The organism is Streptomyces griseochromogenes (genome assembly GCF_001542625.1).
GTDB lineage: Bacteria > Actinomycetota > Actinomycetes > Streptomycetales > Streptomycetaceae > Streptomyces > Streptomyces griseochromogenes.
Genome location: NZ_CP016279.1, coordinates 6,771,341 through 6,786,321, shown reverse-complemented (window position 1 = coordinate 6,786,321; position 14,981 = coordinate 6,771,341). Strand labels below are relative to the sequence as shown.

Below are 14,981 nucleotides of genomic sequence, written 5' to 3'. Positions count from 1 at the left end.
GGACGCAGCACGCCGTGGACCTCACCCCAAGCCCGATCTCCGCGATGATCGACGAACTCTGGGAGCGCCGCGCAGGCCTCTCTCCCGCCGATGACGAGGCCCGACGTCACGTTTCCGAGGCGATGGAGCAGCTGGACCGGGGCATCGCCCGGGTCGCCGCCGTCCGCAAGGCCACCGGAGAGGTCGTGGTGGACGAGCGGGCGCGGAGGGCGATACTGCTCGCGTTCCAGGTAATGCCCCTGCAGGAGGCGCAGGCGGGTCCGTTCCGGTACGTCGACCGCCTGCCGCTGAAGCGGGACTTCCCCGGGGTCCGGATCGTGCCGGGCGCGATAGCCCGGTACGGCAGCCACCTCGCCCCGGGCTCCGTGCTCATGCCCGGCTTCGTCAATGTGGGGGCCTACGTCGGCTCGGGAACGCTGGTCGACACCTGGGCGACCGTGGGCTCCTGCGCGCAGATCGGGAGCAACGTCCATCTCTCGGGCGGCGTCGGCATCGGCGGCGTACTGGAACCGGCCGGTGCCGTGCCCGTCGTGGTGGAGGACGAGGCGTTCATCGGGTCCCGCTCGGTGATCGTCGAGGGCGCCCGGGTCGGGCAGGGGGCGAAGCTCGGCGCCGGCGTGCTGCTGACGGCCAGCACCCGGGTCTTCGACGCCGAGACCGGGCAGGAACTGTCCCGCGGGCGAGCCCCCGACTGGTCGGTGTGTGTGGGGTCGACCCACACCCGCCGGTTTCCCGGTGGCGAGTTCGGCGCCCCCTGCCTGCTGGTGATCAAGCATCTCCAGGAGGGCGAGCGCCACGACAAGCTGCTGCTCGACGACCTCTTCCGCCGGCACGGCAGCGCCGCCTGACCCCCGGCCTCGGCGGTGTCCCCGGGCCCGCCGTCCCCTACTGCTCACAGTGTTCCGTTCCAGGAGGCATCGCCATGAGGAAAGACCTACCCGCAGTCCTGCTGGTGGATCCGGTGCGCAACGGCGCCGGGTACAAAGCCGCCGCCCGCGACCTGGGATTCGCCGTCGCCTCCGTCTACACCCTTGGTTTCAGCACCGACATCCCGGGCCACGACGAGGACGACGACTTCTCGCTCCACCTCTCGGATCCGTACGACGTGGTGCGCCAGGTCGTCCAACTGGGGCTCGACATCAGGGCTGTCGTCCCCGCGATGGAGGCGGGCATCCATCGGGCCGATCAGATCGCCCGTCTGCTCGGTCTGCCGGGCAACGACCCGTCGCTCGCCTGGGCCAGGCGCAACAAGGCGGCGATGCGGACGCGTGCCCGAGAGGCGGGTCTGTCCATACCCGAGTTCCGCCTCGTGCACACGCTCGAGGAGATCAGAGCCGCCGCCCATGACATCGGCTTTCCGGTCATCAGCAAACCGACCATGGGATCCTGTTCACAAGGAGTCACCGTGCTCTCGGACGCCGCCGCGCTGGACGCGCTGACGGTCCTGGAGACGCACGACATGTACCAGCAGCCGATCACCGAGTGGTTGGTCGAACAGTACGTCCGCGGACGGGAGTTCTCGGTCAACTTCTTCAGCAGCCACGGTGAGCACCGCATCATCGACATGTGGGAGTACCGGCAGCCGGACGAACGGGACTACGACTTCCCGATCTGGGACAACGTGCAGATCGACGACAGTCATCCGGACTACCGGCGGGTCGAGTCGTACGTCCGGCAGGTGCTCGACGCCTTCGGTATCGTCCACGGCCCCAGTCACACCGAGGTGAAGTGCACGCCGGAGGGCGTGTACCTGATGGAGATCGGCTCACGACTCCCCGGCGGCCCCGCCGTGCACATGTGGGCCCAGTACAGCAAGGTACGCGCCTACCGCGACGCCCTCACCTGCTATCTGGGCGACCGCCCCACGATCATGGACGAACCCCTGGAGTTCCGGGCCCGGTACGGTGCCATGGCGATCCGCAACGAAAAGGCGCCCGGCACGCTGGTGGCGATCCACGGCATCGAGGCCCTGAAGGGGCATCCGGGCATCGGCGACATCCTGGTGGGCTACCAGCCCGGCGATCACATCCGCGTCACCCGCCAGCAGGACGACATCCCCTTCGGCGCCACCGTGTCCGGGGCGGACGAAGAGGAAGTCGTCCGCACCATGGGACTGATCCGGTCGCTCGTCTCGCTGGAGATCGTCCCTGACCTTCCCGCGAAGCCGCCGGTGACGTCGGCCCGTGAGAATGAGACGCCCTGACATGCCGCAGGACACCGCAGGCCCCGCAGATGCGGGGGGTGTCACGGAGGCCGCGCCGCCGCCGACCCCCGTCGCCACCGGTCTGCTGGGAGGCTACCGGGCGCTCATGACCGCGCCCGGGGCCCGTCGGCTTGCGGCTGCCTCGTTGCTGTCGAAGTTCCCGATCAACATGTTCTCCATCAGCGTGCTGCTGCTGGTGCCGCCCGTCTACTCCATCGGCGCCGCCGGACTGACGATCAGCACGATGCTGATCGCGAACGCGCTGACCAGCCCGCTGCGGGGCAGGATCGCGGACCGGTACCCGGCCAAGCCGGTACTGCTCAGCTGCTTGGTGTGCTATCTGGGTGGTCTGGCGGGGCTGCTGGCCTCCGTGTCGGCCAGGCTGCCGTTTGCGACGGTCGCCGCGTCCGCCGCCGTCATGGGCATGTGCTTCCCCCCGGTCAGCATCATGCTGCGGACGTACTGGCGAGGGGCGGTCGAGGAGCGGCAGCAGGGGGCGGCCAACGCACTGGAGTCCGCGCTGATGGACCTCACGCTCATCACCGGCCCCGTCCTCGCCGCCTGGCTCAGTACGACCCTGTCGCCGATGCTGCCGCTGGTCCTCAGCGGCCCGCTGATGGCGGTCGCGGTGCTGCTGTTGGTCAGCCTGCGCCGCCCTGGCCTCCACCCGGCCGCGGACCGGACGAAGGACTGGCTGAGGCCGCTGCGCCCGGTGAGGCTGCGGCGGGTCTTCACCGCTCACGTCCTGTTCTGCGCCGCATTGGCCGCGACCGAAGTGGTGCTCCCCGTCTACGCGCAGAAACACGACGCCATCGGGTTCAGCGGTCTGTACCTGGCGGGACTCTCGGTCGGCAGCATGGTGGGAGCCCTGGGCCTGGCGGCCGTCACTCCCGGGATCCGACGCCGGGCACAACCCGCCGTCCTGCTGGCCGGCTTCGTCGTCGGGGGATGCGTGCTCGCGCTGGCCATGCACGCGCCGCCGGCTCTCGTGCTGATCGTCTGCCCGCTGACCGGCGCCACGATCGGCTCCACGTTCACCGCGCTCTTCACCACGGTGGGCACGCTCACCCCGGCCGGCTGCGAGAACGAGACCCAGGGGTGGATGACCAGCATCACCCAGGTCGGGTTCGCCGTCGGGGCATCGTCGAGTGCCGCGCTGGCCGCCGGACACGACAGTTCGCTCTTCCTGCTCGTCGCCGCACCCGCGGCCGGGACGGCGGCGCTGGTCTTTCCCCGCGCGTCCGCATCCGGCACCGCGGCCCTTCGATAGACCCGCGTCATCCACGCGGATCCACATCAACTCACCACTCGGACCGACAGGTCACAACCGTTGGGAAACCGCATGTCCATCACCTTTCCCGTGCTCGATCTCCGAGACGCCGACCGCGGGCCGGCCGCCCGCGCCGCCTTCCTCAAAGAACTGCGCGCGGCCGTCCACGACATCGGCTTCTTCCAGCTCGTCGGCCACGGGGTCGAGGGCGCCGACGAGATCCTGGACCTGGCCCGGTCCTTCTTCTCGCTTCCGGACAGTGAGCTCGACGAGCTGAGCATTCTCAAGTCCCCCCACTTTCGCGGCTACTCCGAGGTGGGCCGCGAGCTCACCAAGGGCGCACCCGACCGCCGCAGCCAGCTCGACGTCGGACCCGAACGCGAGGCCACGGTGCCCGGCCCGGACGACCCGCCGTACCTGTGGCTGGCCGGCCCCAACATGTGGCCGGCGAGCATGCCGGAGCTGAAGCCGGCGATCAACCGGTGGATGAGCGAGCTCACCGATGTCTCCCACCGGCTGCTGCGACTGATCCTCGCCGCGCTCGACGCGCCGGAGGACTTCCTCGACCCGGTGGTGAAGGCCGATCCCCAGGTCCACTTCAAGCTGCTGCACTACCCGGGCCGTCCCGACGGCCGGCCCCAGGACGACCAGGGCATCGGCACGCACAAGGACTACGGCCTGCTCACCCTGCTGCTCCAGGACGCCTTCGGCGGCCTGCAGGTGTCGGTGGACGAGGGTGAATTCCTGGATGTCCCGCCCGTGCCCGGGGCATTCGTGGTGAACCTGGGGGAGCTGCTGGAGGTCGCGACCCGCGGATACCTCCGGGCCACCACCCATCGTGTGGTCAGCCCGCCTCCCGGGGTTCGCCGTTACTCGGCGCCGTTCTTCTACAACCCCCGGCTGGACGCGACCATGCTGCCGCTGCCCACGCGCGAGGTCCGGGAAGCCGGCGGAGTCGTGCAGGACCCGGACAGCCCACTGTCCGACAGCTACGGCAACAACGTCATGCGCGGCATGCTCCGGGCCTTTCCCGACGTGATCGCCGAGCAGCACCCCGAATTGCTGGACGACCCGGTCCGGTAACAGGCGCCACCGTCCCGGCCGGTCGGCGCCGGGACATTCCAGCAGCACACACTTCTGGCTGACAGTGGAGATGTCATGCGCTTTCTTGTTACCTGCCAGGCCGTCCGCCCCCCGGAACAGAGCATGCCCGGTGACCGAGTCCTGTTCCAGCCCGAGTTGGACACAGCGGATGACACCACCGTGGCGGCGTCCCTGTGCGAGGTCCGTCCGCACGTGATCATCTCGGCCACCACGCCGTCGTCGGCCGTACTCCGGGCCTGGCGCGATGCCATGGGCGCCGAGCCCATCGCCGTGGTGCGGATCGGTCCGTCCCGGCAGCCGGAGAAACGCGGGCTTCCCTCCATGGAGGCGGAACCGCAGCACGCGCGCCTGCCCTTCGATGTTCCGCTGTTCAGCGTGTCCGGGCCGTCGAGCGGCGCCGGAGCCCCGGCGGACCCTGAAGAGGCCGTCCTCTTCCGGGCGCTCGCCATCGCCGAGCGCTTCGTCCAGGAGCACCGGGCGAAGCGCGACCGAGCGACGGCGGTCGCGCCCCGGAGCGACGGGGAGCGGGAGAGCGTACTCGTGGTCGGTGCCGGGGTGGTGAACCTGGTGACCGCGCACACACTGCTGACGAACGGCTACAGGGTCACCCTCATGGATGCCGGCCCCGATCCGCGGGAGAACCGGCCCTGGAACCACTACGGCTGCTCCCGCGGAGGCGGCAACGCGCGCATGTTCACCCTCACGGAGATGGACGACTACCACCCCAGGCACACCGACGACGCAGACTCCAACCTGGTGTTCGACCGCTCTCCCGAGCAGCTGGGCTGGGACATTCGGCGGGACCCGGCAGCGGTGGCGGGCGATCAGGCATGGGTCCAGGACTTCAAGAGCCCGCCGCGCTGGCTCACCCATGCCTACAACCATGACATCTTCGGCCTGAACCGGCGCAGCGGAGACCTCTGGAAGGAGTGGATGAAGGAGCAACCGCACATCTTCGACGGACTGCACGTGCGCCACGACATCCTGCGGCTCTACCAGGACGAGGCGGACCTCGCCGCCTCCCGGCACCGTCAGGACGCGATCGGGGCGACGCTGGCCCTGTTCGGCCCCGACGCGGTACGGGAACGCTTCCCCGCTCTCGCGCGGGCCCGACATGATGCGTTCGCGGGCGCCATCATGGTGCGCGGCTTCACCCTGGACGTCCACCGCTTCATGACCGAACTCGTCGACCTGCTGGAGGCCGGCGGTGCCGAACTGCGCTTCGGCCAGCGGGCCGAGCGGATCCTTCGCGACAGCGCGGACGTCACCGGCGTACTCACGGAGTCGGGGGTGTTCCACCGGGACCACTACGTGTTCTCACCCGGAGTCGACGGCGGCACCCTGCTCGGCGACACCGGGCTGGCCGGACAGGTGCACGGTGTACTCGGCTGCTGGACCACCATTCCGAATACGACGCAGCCGCTGCAGAACTCCCTGAAGGTGGCCCGGCGCGGGCACATCGCGGCAGACGCGAACGTGACCGTCGGTGAGGACGAGAGCGGGCGGCCCGCACTCATGATCGGCTCCGGCTACGGATGGACCGGAGCGGATCCGCGCAACATCGACGAGCGGAAGCTGGAGTCGATCCACGCGGCCGTGGCGGACACCGTCGAACTGCTCTTCCCCGACATCTACCAGAGCATCGGCGGCCGGGAGGGCCTGCGTCGGACGGAGAAGTACTGCGTGCGGCCGTGGACCGCCTCGAACCTCGGCATCTTCCAGACCGCGAGAGCAGTGAGCGGCGCCTTCGTGGTCACAGGTGGTCACAACACCGGAGGCTTCGCCCAGTCGCCGGTCATCGCCGAGGCGGTGCTGCACGCCCTGCGCGGCCGGCACCACCCGATGCACACCCTCTACCACCCTTCGCGGATGCGGCGCGCGCTCGGCGCGGTGCCCGACTCCCTGCCCGCCTGACAGAGACAGAGCGACCATGCGGCACACCCAGAATCGCTGGACCTTCCCCGATGCCACACACAGACGGCTGCGCGTCCTGCTGCTGACCTCCGACGATCCCCAGCACGCGTACATACGCCGCCTGCTGGCCGCCAGACTCGACCTGGTCGGCACGGTGGTCGAACCCGGTGCCGCGCAGAAGCGCCGGCTGTGGACCAAGCGCCGTTACTACGACCTCGCCTTCCGTATCTACCAGGGCTGGCGGCAGCGGATCACGGGGCGTGCCCGGTGGCGCAGCGCATACTTCGCCCGGCTCTCCGCGGAACTGCCACCCGCCACCTCGGTGATCCACCGGGTGGATTCCATCAACAGCGTTGCCGCAAGGGACCTGGTGACGACGCTCGCCCCGGACCTCACGGTCGTCTGCGGCACCGGAGTCCTGGGCAAGCGCCTCATCGAGCGGACCCCGGGCCTGATGGTCAACATCCACGGGGGCTGGCTGCCTGAGTACAAGGGCAACCACGGCGTCTATTTCGCCTACCTCAACAGGGACTGGCCGCGCATCGGTGCCACTGTGCACATGGTGTCTCCCACGCTGGACGCCGGCCCGGTGCTTGCCCAGGTGGCACCCGAACTGCACCCAGGTGATGACGACGAAGAGCTCTACAGCCGCTCGGTGCACCAGGCGGCCGTCCTGCTCACGGAGTTGGCGATCGAGCTGGAGGAGGGCGCCGTACTCACCGCCGTGGCCCAGCCGGACCGGGGGACCACCTACAGGCACCGGGACCGCACTCCGGGCGTCGAGTTCCGCCTCTGGCTGCGGCGGCTGCGGCGTCGGCATCCCGTCCCGTCCCGGGCCGCCACCTCGACCACCGTGTCGCCCGAAGGGACGACAGACCTACGCGGTGATCAGCGCCGTTGCGCCGTGGGGCTCGGCAAGGAGCGGCCGTCGTAGCCCGTGCGGATGCGGACGGCTCTTGACCCGATCCCGTATCCGGCGGATGTGGTCGTTGAGCGCGGACGGCCGCACCGGCACGGCTTCGGCCATCAGGATGGTCGGGCCTTGCGGCCGTCCCGGCCGAATGGTCTGTGCCGTCAGGCGTCCTCGAGCATGGGCACGCACATCGCTGTTTCCGAGGCGAGAACGAAGCGGGCACGGGCCACTGACCGGGAGTCGCCCGCCGCAGCCGCGACTCTGGCCACCACTTCGGCGGCCGGGGCGACCTGCTCGTGGCGTACTTGGCATCGGAAGCGGTTCAGAGCGATGAGCAGGTCGGCTGCCTTGCGCAGGCGTGCCCGGTGCCCCGGGCCGGTGGACCGCGTGGCTGCCATGACCGCAGCCGTCGCACTCTCGGCTTCGGCGGCGATCCAGTCCCGGGCAGCGTCCGCGTCGGTGAACCTGAGCCCTCCGGCAGTATCGAGTGCCCATGCGTGTTCGAGTGGATCTGTGGGCCTCGCCCATGTGGCGGCCGCCCCTGCGGTCGACACGAGGAAAGCGAGCAGCCGGTCGAGTGCCTCCTGCGCCCCGGAGAAGCCTGCGGCCCTGATCCGCGTTCGGGCGAAGTCGCGCAGCAGGCTGTGGTGCCGGTAGCGGTTCGGCGCGACCACGCTCAGCATGGCCGCGTCCACCAGCGACTCGAGCAGTTCCTCGGCGACGTGCTCCTCCACCGCCAGTGCGGCCGCGGCCGCGGAGACACTGATATCCGGCTCGCCGACGGCGGCGACGAGGAGGAATGCTCGCACCTGACACTGTGTCAGTTGACGGTAACTGAGATCGAAGCACGCATGGACGTCGAGGTCACCGATCTGCATGGCTGTTCGCCGAGCCTGCTGGTCGGCGAGGCGCTCGGCCATCGCCCGAAGGGTCCAGGCAGGTCTGGAGGCGAGTCTGGTCGCGGCGATCCGGACGGCCAACGGCAGCAAGCCGCAGCGGGAGACCAGCGAGCGGGCGGCCTCCGGCTCGGCCGCCACCCGGTCAGGGCCGCACACACGCGTCAACAGGGCGACAGCCTCGTCCGGGATCAGTACATCCAGGTCCACTTGTGCCACCGTGGGCAGGCTGAATATCCGCGGCCGGCCGGTGACCAGGACCGCACAGCCATGGGATCCGGGCAGGAGCGGCCGGACCTGCGAGGCGTCTCGGGCGTCGTCCAGCAGGACCAGGACGCGCCGTCCGTCCAACAGTGACCGGTACAGTCTGGCACGGTCCTCCATGTTGTCCGGGATCTTGTCCTCGGGGACGCCCAGCGAGGCCAGAAAGCTGACCAGCACTGCGTCCGGGCGGGCCGGGGAGGGTCCGCTGCCGCCCAGGTCGGCGTACAACTGACCGTCGGTGAACTGTGGCTTGAGCAGGTGGGCGACGTGCAGGGCCAGAGCGGTCTTGCCGACGCCGCCCATGCCCGAGATCCTGGCCACGGGCATCGCTGCCTCGCATCCACCGCCGATCGCGTTCCGAAGCCCCGAGACGGCCTCGGCGCGTCCGGTGAAGTCCGCTGGGCGGGGCGGCAGTTGTGCCGGAATCGGGGCGGTGGCGGGACGGCAGTCGTGATCGGCGGCGCTGGGAGGAGCCGCGGCTGCGGACGACGCGGCCTCGGTGCGCCGTACGGCGTTCAGCGCCGGGTCGTTCCGCAGTATTCGCTGGTGCAAGGAGCGTAGCTCGTGGCTCGGGTCGACGCCCAGCTCCTCTCCCAACCTCCGCCGAAGCCGCTCGAAGGCGTCCAGCGCCGCAGCCTGCTGTCCGTCGGCGTACAGCGCTCGCATCAACTGGCCGTGCCCGCGCTCGCGCAGGGGGTGCTCGGTCACGAAGGCGTTGAGGTCGGGAATCGCGAGGGCGTGCCGGCCCAGGAGCAGATCGAGGTCGAAGCGTTCCTCCATGAGCGCGAGCCGTAGGGCGTCCAGCCGGGCGCGCTGCTGCTTCGCGAACGGCCCGGGGACCTTCGCCAGCGGTTCGCCCTGCCACAGGCTCAGGGACTGCACCACCAGAGTGCGAGCCGTCTCGGCTCGCCGGGCATCGCGTGCCCGGGTCGCTTCGGCGGCCAGTTGCTCTACGCGAAGGGCGTCCAGCTGGTCGGGTCCGACGGTCATCCGGTAACCGGTGCCGACCGAGACGACGGTAGGGGCCTTGGCGCCTTTCTCCCCCTTTCGTTCGCCCAAGGACTTGCGTAGCCGCCAGGCGTAGGTGCGCACGGCGGAGACCGCGGTGTCCGGTGCCTGCGGGCCCCAGACGGAATCGACGATCCCGTCGACCGAGACGGCACGGCCCGCTCGCAGGAGCAGGCAGACGAGCACGGCTTGCTGTTGCGGGGGTCCGACGGCGAGCTCAGATTCTCCGAGATACGCTCGCGTGTGGCCGAGTATCTGATAGCGAATATCTGCTGCCATATCAATCTCCGTGTGTCCAGGACGTGTTCTGGACCTGCTCTGTCGTGTCGCCTTGCGCATGGCTGGGATTGAGTCTGTGCCTGAGGGCTTGTCGGTTGTCGGCGAAGCGCCGCTCCGAGCACCGCTGTTGGCGTCATCGAGCCGGGGGCATACCGGAAGAATGTGGGGGGCGGTTGTTTTCCGTCGTTCGGAGAGTTGCCCGAGGGCTGCTGCGCTCCCTACATGTCTGTTTGGTGGAGGCGAGAGACAGAGTTACATGGAATGCCTCCGCGACGGCGCGTAACACCCGGTGGTCATGATCTTGTAAGACTTCCGCTTGCGCGGGCTTACGGGGCGACAGGGGCTTGGCCGGGGGCGCCGTGAGGCTCTGAGTGACACGAGCTGCGGAGGGTGCATCTGTTCCCCTTGGGGGACGGAGGGCGGTTGTTCACTCACAAGTTTAGACTGGACAGTACAGTCAAGATCTGACGGCTACAAGACATCGGCCGCTTGGTGTGGACGCCGTGGGCGACGTGCATCTTTGGTGGTGGCCAGACTGCCACGGGAGCGGCCGAGACCCTCACCTGCCGAACCGCCTCCTCCGGCAGGAGCCGCCGGCTCACCCCATCGGCAGACGTCGGCTCACCGGAGCCACTCGCTCGCGGAAAGCGGTGCGAGGTCGGACGGGTCGGATCAGAAGCCGTCAATGGCCGTACTCGCGTGAAGCACCTCAGGAGTCGCGGTGAAGAACGGCATCATGGCACTGGAGAACTCGGTGAAAGCCTCGGTTTTCATGAATACCTCGGTGTGGTGCTCCAATGACTGCCACAGGACCCACAACAGGAGCGCGCCCTCCTTGCCAATGGCTCGGAGCAGCTTCACATCCAGACAGCCATCGGCCTCCTTGAGGAGCGGCAGATGTGACCGGACAACCGATTCGAATTCATTCTGATGACTCTCGGCGACCGGCAGCTGAACAACTTCCCAGACGGTCACCCGGACCGAGCGTGGGACCGGGTCCTGGTCGTGCGTGAGCGCGCACGACCAAGACCCGACGGGTCGACTCAGTCGCGGCCGAAGGCGCTGCGCAGCTCCGCGGTGGACTGGGCGATGGCGGCCTCGGCCGCCCGGGTGCCGCGCAGGGCGTTGAGCATGACGAAGTCATGGATGATGCCCTGGTAGCGGACGGCGGTGACGGGGACGCCGGCTTGGCGGAGCTTGTCGGCGTAGGCCTCGCCTTCGTCGCGCAGCACGTCGGCTTCGGCGGTGACGACCAGCGCCTGGGGCAGGCCCCGGAGTTGGTCGACGGTGGCGCGCAGCGGGCTGGCGGTGATCTCGGCGCGCTCGGCGGGATCGGTGGTGTACTGGTCCCAGAACCACTCCATGGCGTCGCGACGCAGGAAGTAACCCTCGGCGAACTGGTGGTACGACGGGGTGTCGAAGCGCGCGTCGGTGACCGGGTAGAACAGCACCTGCTGAACCAGCGGAACGCCTCCGCGCTCCTTGGCCAGCAGAGTCAGTGCGATGGCCATGTTGCCGCCCACCGAGTCACCGGCGACCGCGATCCGGGCAGCGTCCAGGCCCTTGCCGGCCCCCTCGGTGACGATCCATCGGGCGACGGTGAAGATCTGCTCGAGGGCGACAGGGTAGCGGGCCTCCGGTGACAGCTCGTACTCGGGGAACACCACCGCGGCCCGAGCGCCGACGGCGAGTTCGCGCACCAGGCGGTCATGGGTGCGGGCGTTGCCGAACACCCAGCCGGCGCCGTGGATGTAGAGGATCACCGGGAGGGCGCCGGCCACTCCGGCGGGACGGATGATCCGGGTCTCGACCGATCCCGTCGGGCCCCCGGGAACCCTGACCCACTCCTCCTCGACGGCGGGCTTGGCGATCTCTTCGGACTGGACCTCGTCCACCGCCTTGCGGCCCTCGGCCGGCCCGAGGTCGAACAGGAACGGCGGGTTGGCCGTCGCCGCCGCGAACTCGGCCGCGGCCTGCTCCAGGACGGGTCCGGCGGGGATGTGGTCAGACATGGCTGACTCCTCACAGACGAATACGGCATGACGGGATGACAGATCTGCGGCTCCCCAGGTGGAGTCGCCACGAAGAAGCTAGTGCACAACTATCTTGTGCACAAGCTAAGTGTGTGCGTTGAAATCACCCATGCGGAGTCCTAAGGTCAACGTGCGGGATCACTGGAGGGAGTGCCGATGGCCGGGGTCGAAGGCGGGGACAGTGGAAGGGGGTACTCGCTGCTCCTGGACGACCAGCTGTGCTTCGCGCTGTACGCGGCCTCCCGCGCGGTGACCCAGCGCTACCGTCCGCTTCTGGAGGAGCTCGGTCTGACCTACCCCCAGTACCTGGTCCTGCTCGTACTCTGGGAGCACGGCAGCGTCCCGATCAAGGGCATCGGCGCCGCCCTCCAGCTCGACCACGGCACCCTCACCCCGCTGATCAAGCGCTTGGAGACCGCCGGTCTGGTCCGCCGTGAGCGTCGTCCGGACGACGAGCGCACGGTCCTGGTCGGCCTCACCGACTTGGGCCACGAACTGCGTGGTCGGGCCGGTGTCGTCCCTGCGGCCATCGGTGACGCCATGGGGCTGTCGGCCGCGGACCGCGGCGAGGCTATGCGGATCCTGCGGACGCTCGTCGCCCACGTGTCCGCCCCTGACCCTCCGGCACGTTCAACGGAAGGCGGACATGCCCACGTTGGCGACGCCCAACGGGTGGTCGGTTGACGGGCGGCTCCAAGCTAAGGGCGATCAGAGTCGCCTCGGCGGCCTGGTCGGGCTTTGCGTAGGTCGGTGAGTGCCGACGGGGCGCCTTGGTGGGAGCATGGCCGCATTGCCGGTGCGGACCAGGAATTGACGGTGTGTCACACAGTTCCCTCGGTGATCAATTCGATGCGATCGCGCCAAAGTTGGCGCACCGGTCATGCTTCACCTCGGTAGGCGCATTGCCTTTGCTTGACAGTGGCTTGGTCATCCTTTTACCTTCGGTGGTGCGGCATCGGCGCAGGTCAGCGCCCTATGCCGGGGTATTCCCCCCCCATCAGCCCGGAGGTTCCCATGGAACAGCTCATCAAGAAGATGGCTCAGGACGACGTCTGGCAGAGCTGGCTCGCGGCCAACTCGGCACAGCTGGCGGCGAAGAACGGCTGCATCAGCGCGGCACCGAAGGCCGGCTGCATCAGCGCCACGCCCAAGACCGGCTGTATCTCCTGACCGTCGCCGATGCGGAGGGTCCGGGACCGCGGTCGTGCGCCGCGCCCGGGCCCCTGTTCTCCGAGCAGCTTTGAGGAGTCCATGGACGGCCAACCGACCGCCGAGGTCATCGAGCAGATCCGCGACATACCCATCTACCGCGAGTCACTGGCGCGCGGGTACTTCCCCGTGCTCGACAAGCCAGAGATCGCACGTGGTTTCCCAGAGAACTGGATGACGCCACGGCTGTCCGCCGCGCTGGCGGCCGGTGAGGCGGAGTTCGTGCTCTCCACCGGCACCCACCACACCCGGATGCAGATCATCCGGCCTCCGTACTTCCTGCTGCACTCCTACTACCAGTTGTGGCGCGAGCACCCGGACATCGCGGAGACCTGGGAGTCCGGTTGCCGGCGCGTTTCGCTGACGACCGTGCTGGCGACCGAGCATGTGGCTCGGGTCAACGCCGCGCGCAGCGGAGTCCCCCCGGCGCCGGTGCCCGGCGTCGAGGACCGTCGACTCGACGACCGCACCTGCTACCTCAATCTTCGGCTCGACCCGGCACTGTGGGAGCGGGACGAGGTGGTACGGATGCTCACGGAGATCCAGGACGCCGGGCAGGCGCATCCGCGTGGCTGGTACCACCTGGACTGCTCCGGGTACCACCTCGCGCACTTGGTGCGGAAGGCCGGTGAAGAGGGGCTGTGGGACGGGTTCCCGTCACCCGCCAGCATCATCCACGCCTACGAATACACACCGGTCAACGTCCGGCGTTATCTGCGGCGGCACTTCCCCTGCCCGGTCATCGACCTGTTCGGCAGCACCGAACTCGGCTATCTCTACTTCAGCGACCGCCGCGGCAGATACCGGTCGCACCTGGACAGAATGAGCGTGGAACTCCACCCGGTCGCGCCCGGGAGCACGATCTACGAACTCATCGTCACCAGTGTGCGCAATCCCTATATGCCGCTGATCCGCTACCGCTCGGGAGACTGCGTCCGCACGACGGACGGCACACCGGATCCCGAGAAGATCGCCCAGTTCTGCGGCCGGTACAAGGAGTTGCTGAGCACCCCGCACGGCCCCGTCGCACAGGGTGACCTCGACCGCTGTATCAGCGAGGAGTCACCGCACGTCTTCGTGTACCAATTGCGGCTGACCGGAAACTCCACGGCACGGTTGGCGTACACGACGTTCAGCGGTGAGCCGGCCGACGCGGACCAGGCCTCCGCGCTCCAACAGCGCATCAGTGAACTAACCGGGCGGCGCTGCGAGTTGGAGCACCGTACCCACATCCCCATCGGGCAGTCCGGAAAGTACGCCTGGCTCGCCCGCGACGACGCCTGATCCGCTGATCCGCACCTCCGGAATCCCGGCCGACCGCGCCGCTCGACGCCCCCACCCGCCCTCACCCGCACTGGAGAACCATGCACCCCGGCCCGCGCATATCCGACGACGACCTCAGGGACCTGCTCGGCGACGCGCTCCACACCGAGGTGGTGAACCATTTCGCCGATCAGAGCCCCGATGCGTCAGGGGAATTCGCGACGCGCCAGGTGACCGAGTGCCTGCGCTATCTCTACCTGGTCTCCCTGTACCGGGACCAGCTCGGCGGGCTGTTCCTTCCGGTCGAGCAGGAGATCGACGAGATCTGGCACTACCTCATCCTGCAGACCCGGGAGTACCGGGCGCTGTGCGAAGAGCGGCTGCCGGGGCGGTTCTTCATCGAACACCGCAGCATCGGCTACGAGGACTACCAGCAGGAGCCGGGCCGTGAGCGGGCTCTCGAAGAGGCCCTGCGCTGGATTCCGTTGTACTGCCGTGAGTTCGGCCCGTTCGACGCGGGGGCACTGCCGCACTGGACGATCGTGCGTTTCCTCCACCGGCAGATGGGGCTGTCGCTCGCGGACATCGCGGCGCTGGAGCCCCAGGCGCAGGCGTGACACCTCAC

At 68.9% G+C, this 14,981-nt stretch carries 13 protein-coding genes; 10 read left to right on the top strand and 3 right to left on the bottom strand.

Annotated features, from left to right (window positions below):
- Positions 1 to 14: 14 nt before the first annotated feature.
- The 6 genes from AVL59_RS29085 to AVL59_RS29060 all read left to right on the top strand — a co-directional run bounded on the left by AVL59_RS29085 (position 15) and on the right by AVL59_RS29060 (position 7,425).
- Complete coding sequence (locus tag AVL59_RS29085) at positions 15 to 848, top strand: 2,3,4,5-tetrahydropyridine-2,6-dicarboxylate N-succinyltransferase (RefSeq protein ID WP_208870462.1); 834 nt, start codon at positions 15 to 17, stop codon at positions 846 to 848.
- Positions 849 to 922: 74 nt separating this feature from the next.
- Positions 923 to 2,203, top strand: a complete 1,281-nt coding sequence (locus tag AVL59_RS29080; protein ID WP_067310205.1) for an ATP-grasp domain-containing protein — start codon at positions 923 to 925, stop codon at positions 2,201 to 2,203.
- Between the two features lies 1 nt (position 2,204).
- The gene (locus AVL59_RS29075; protein ID WP_067310202.1) at positions 2,205 to 3,473 is read left to right on the top strand and encodes an MFS transporter; all 1,269 of its coding nucleotides are present in this window, start codon (positions 2,205 to 2,207) and stop codon (positions 3,471 to 3,473) included.
- Between the two features lie 72 nt (positions 3,474 to 3,545).
- Complete coding sequence (locus AVL59_RS29070; protein ID WP_067310200.1) at positions 3,546 to 4,556, top strand: isopenicillin N synthase family dioxygenase; 1,011 nt, start codon at positions 3,546 to 3,548, stop codon at positions 4,554 to 4,556.
- A gap of 123 nt (positions 4,557 to 4,679) precedes the next feature.
- The gene (locus AVL59_RS29065; RefSeq protein ID WP_237281710.1) at positions 4,680 to 6,491 is read left to right on the top strand and encodes an NAD(P)/FAD-dependent oxidoreductase; all 1,812 of its coding nucleotides are present in this window, start codon (positions 4,680 to 4,682) and stop codon (positions 6,489 to 6,491) included.
- A 16-nt stretch (positions 6,492 to 6,507) separates the two neighbouring features.
- Entirely contained in the window at positions 6,508 to 7,425 is a 918-nt protein-coding gene (locus AVL59_RS29060; RefSeq protein WP_067310193.1) for a formyl transferase, read from the top strand.
- 140 nt (positions 7,426 to 7,565) lie between these two features.
- On the opposite strand, the gene AVL59_RS29055 is transcribed toward AVL59_RS29060, so the two are convergent.
- From AVL59_RS29055 to AVL59_RS29045, 3 genes are all read right to left on the bottom strand, one after another.
- Complete coding sequence (locus AVL59_RS29055) at positions 7,566 to 9,851, bottom strand: AfsR/SARP family transcriptional regulator (RefSeq protein ID WP_159400119.1); 2,286 nt, start codon at positions 9,849 to 9,851, stop codon at positions 7,566 to 7,568.
- 672 nt (positions 9,852 to 10,523) lie between these two features.
- A complete protein-coding gene (locus tag AVL59_RS29050; protein WP_067310189.1) occupies positions 10,524 to 10,826 on the bottom strand; it encodes an antibiotic biosynthesis monooxygenase family protein in 303 nt (100 codons plus the stop codon).
- A 68-nt stretch (positions 10,827 to 10,894) separates the two neighbouring features.
- Complete coding sequence (locus tag AVL59_RS29045; protein WP_067310188.1) at positions 10,895 to 11,863, bottom strand: alpha/beta hydrolase; 969 nt, start codon at positions 11,861 to 11,863, stop codon at positions 10,895 to 10,897.
- Between the two features lie 177 nt (positions 11,864 to 12,040).
- On the opposite strand from AVL59_RS29045, the gene AVL59_RS29040 reads away from it, so the two are divergent.
- The 4 genes from AVL59_RS29040 to AVL59_RS29030 all read left to right on the top strand — a co-directional run bounded on the left by AVL59_RS29040 (position 12,041) and on the right by AVL59_RS29030 (position 14,973).
- A complete protein-coding gene (locus AVL59_RS29040; RefSeq protein WP_079147055.1) occupies positions 12,041 to 12,568 on the top strand; it encodes a MarR family winged helix-turn-helix transcriptional regulator in 528 nt (175 codons plus the stop codon).
- Positions 12,569 to 12,898: 330 nt separating this feature from the next.
- Positions 12,899 to 13,054, top strand: a complete 156-nt coding sequence (locus AVL59_RS53310) for a hypothetical protein (protein WP_167549305.1) — start codon at positions 12,899 to 12,901, stop codon at positions 13,052 to 13,054.
- An 81-nt stretch (positions 13,055 to 13,135) separates the two neighbouring features.
- Positions 13,136 to 14,377 carry a phenylacetate--CoA ligase family protein gene (locus AVL59_RS29035; protein WP_067310185.1) on the top strand — a complete coding sequence of 414 codons (1,242 nt, stop codon included), beginning with the start codon at positions 13,136 to 13,138 and terminating at the stop codon, positions 14,375 to 14,377.
- Between the two features lie 80 nt (positions 14,378 to 14,457).
- Positions 14,458 to 14,973, top strand: a complete 516-nt coding sequence (locus AVL59_RS29030; protein ID WP_067310178.1) for a glycine-rich domain-containing protein — start codon at positions 14,458 to 14,460, stop codon at positions 14,971 to 14,973.
- Positions 14,974 to 14,981 lie beyond the last annotated feature (8 nt).

Bases quoted from the DNA above. Each gene is read 5' to 3' on its own strand.
- AVL59_RS29080 (WP_067310205.1), top strand. From the start codon at position 923: ATGAGGAAAGACCTACCCGCAGTCCTGCTGGTGGATCCGGTGCGCAAC.
- AVL59_RS29075 (WP_067310202.1), top strand. From the start codon at position 2,205: ATGCCGCAGGACACCGCAGGCCCCGCAGATGCGGGGGGTGTCACGGAG.
- AVL59_RS29070 (WP_067310200.1), top strand. From the start codon at position 3,546: ATGTCCATCACCTTTCCCGTGCTCGATCTCCGAGACGCCGACCGCGGG.
- AVL59_RS29065 (WP_237281710.1), top strand. From the start codon at position 4,680: ATGCCCGGTGACCGAGTCCTGTTCCAGCCCGAGTTGGACACAGCGGAT.
- AVL59_RS29060 (WP_067310193.1), top strand. From the start codon at position 6,508: ATGCGGCACACCCAGAATCGCTGGACCTTCCCCGATGCCACACACAGA.
- AVL59_RS29055 (WP_159400119.1), bottom strand. From the start codon at position 9,851: ATGGCAGCAGATATTCGCTATCAGATACTCGGCCACACGCGAGCGTAT.
- AVL59_RS29045 (WP_067310188.1), bottom strand. From the start codon at position 11,863: ATGTCTGACCACATCCCCGCCGGACCCGTCCTGGAGCAGGCCGCGGCC.
- AVL59_RS29040 (WP_079147055.1), top strand. From the start codon at position 12,041: ATGGCCGGGGTCGAAGGCGGGGACAGTGGAAGGGGGTACTCGCTGCTC.
- AVL59_RS53310 (WP_167549305.1), top strand. From the start codon at position 12,899: ATGGAACAGCTCATCAAGAAGATGGCTCAGGACGACGTCTGGCAGAGC.
- AVL59_RS29035 (WP_067310185.1), top strand. From the start codon at position 13,136: ATGGACGGCCAACCGACCGCCGAGGTCATCGAGCAGATCCGCGACATA.
- AVL59_RS29030 (WP_067310178.1), top strand. From the start codon at position 14,458: ATGCACCCCGGCCCGCGCATATCCGACGACGACCTCAGGGACCTGCTC.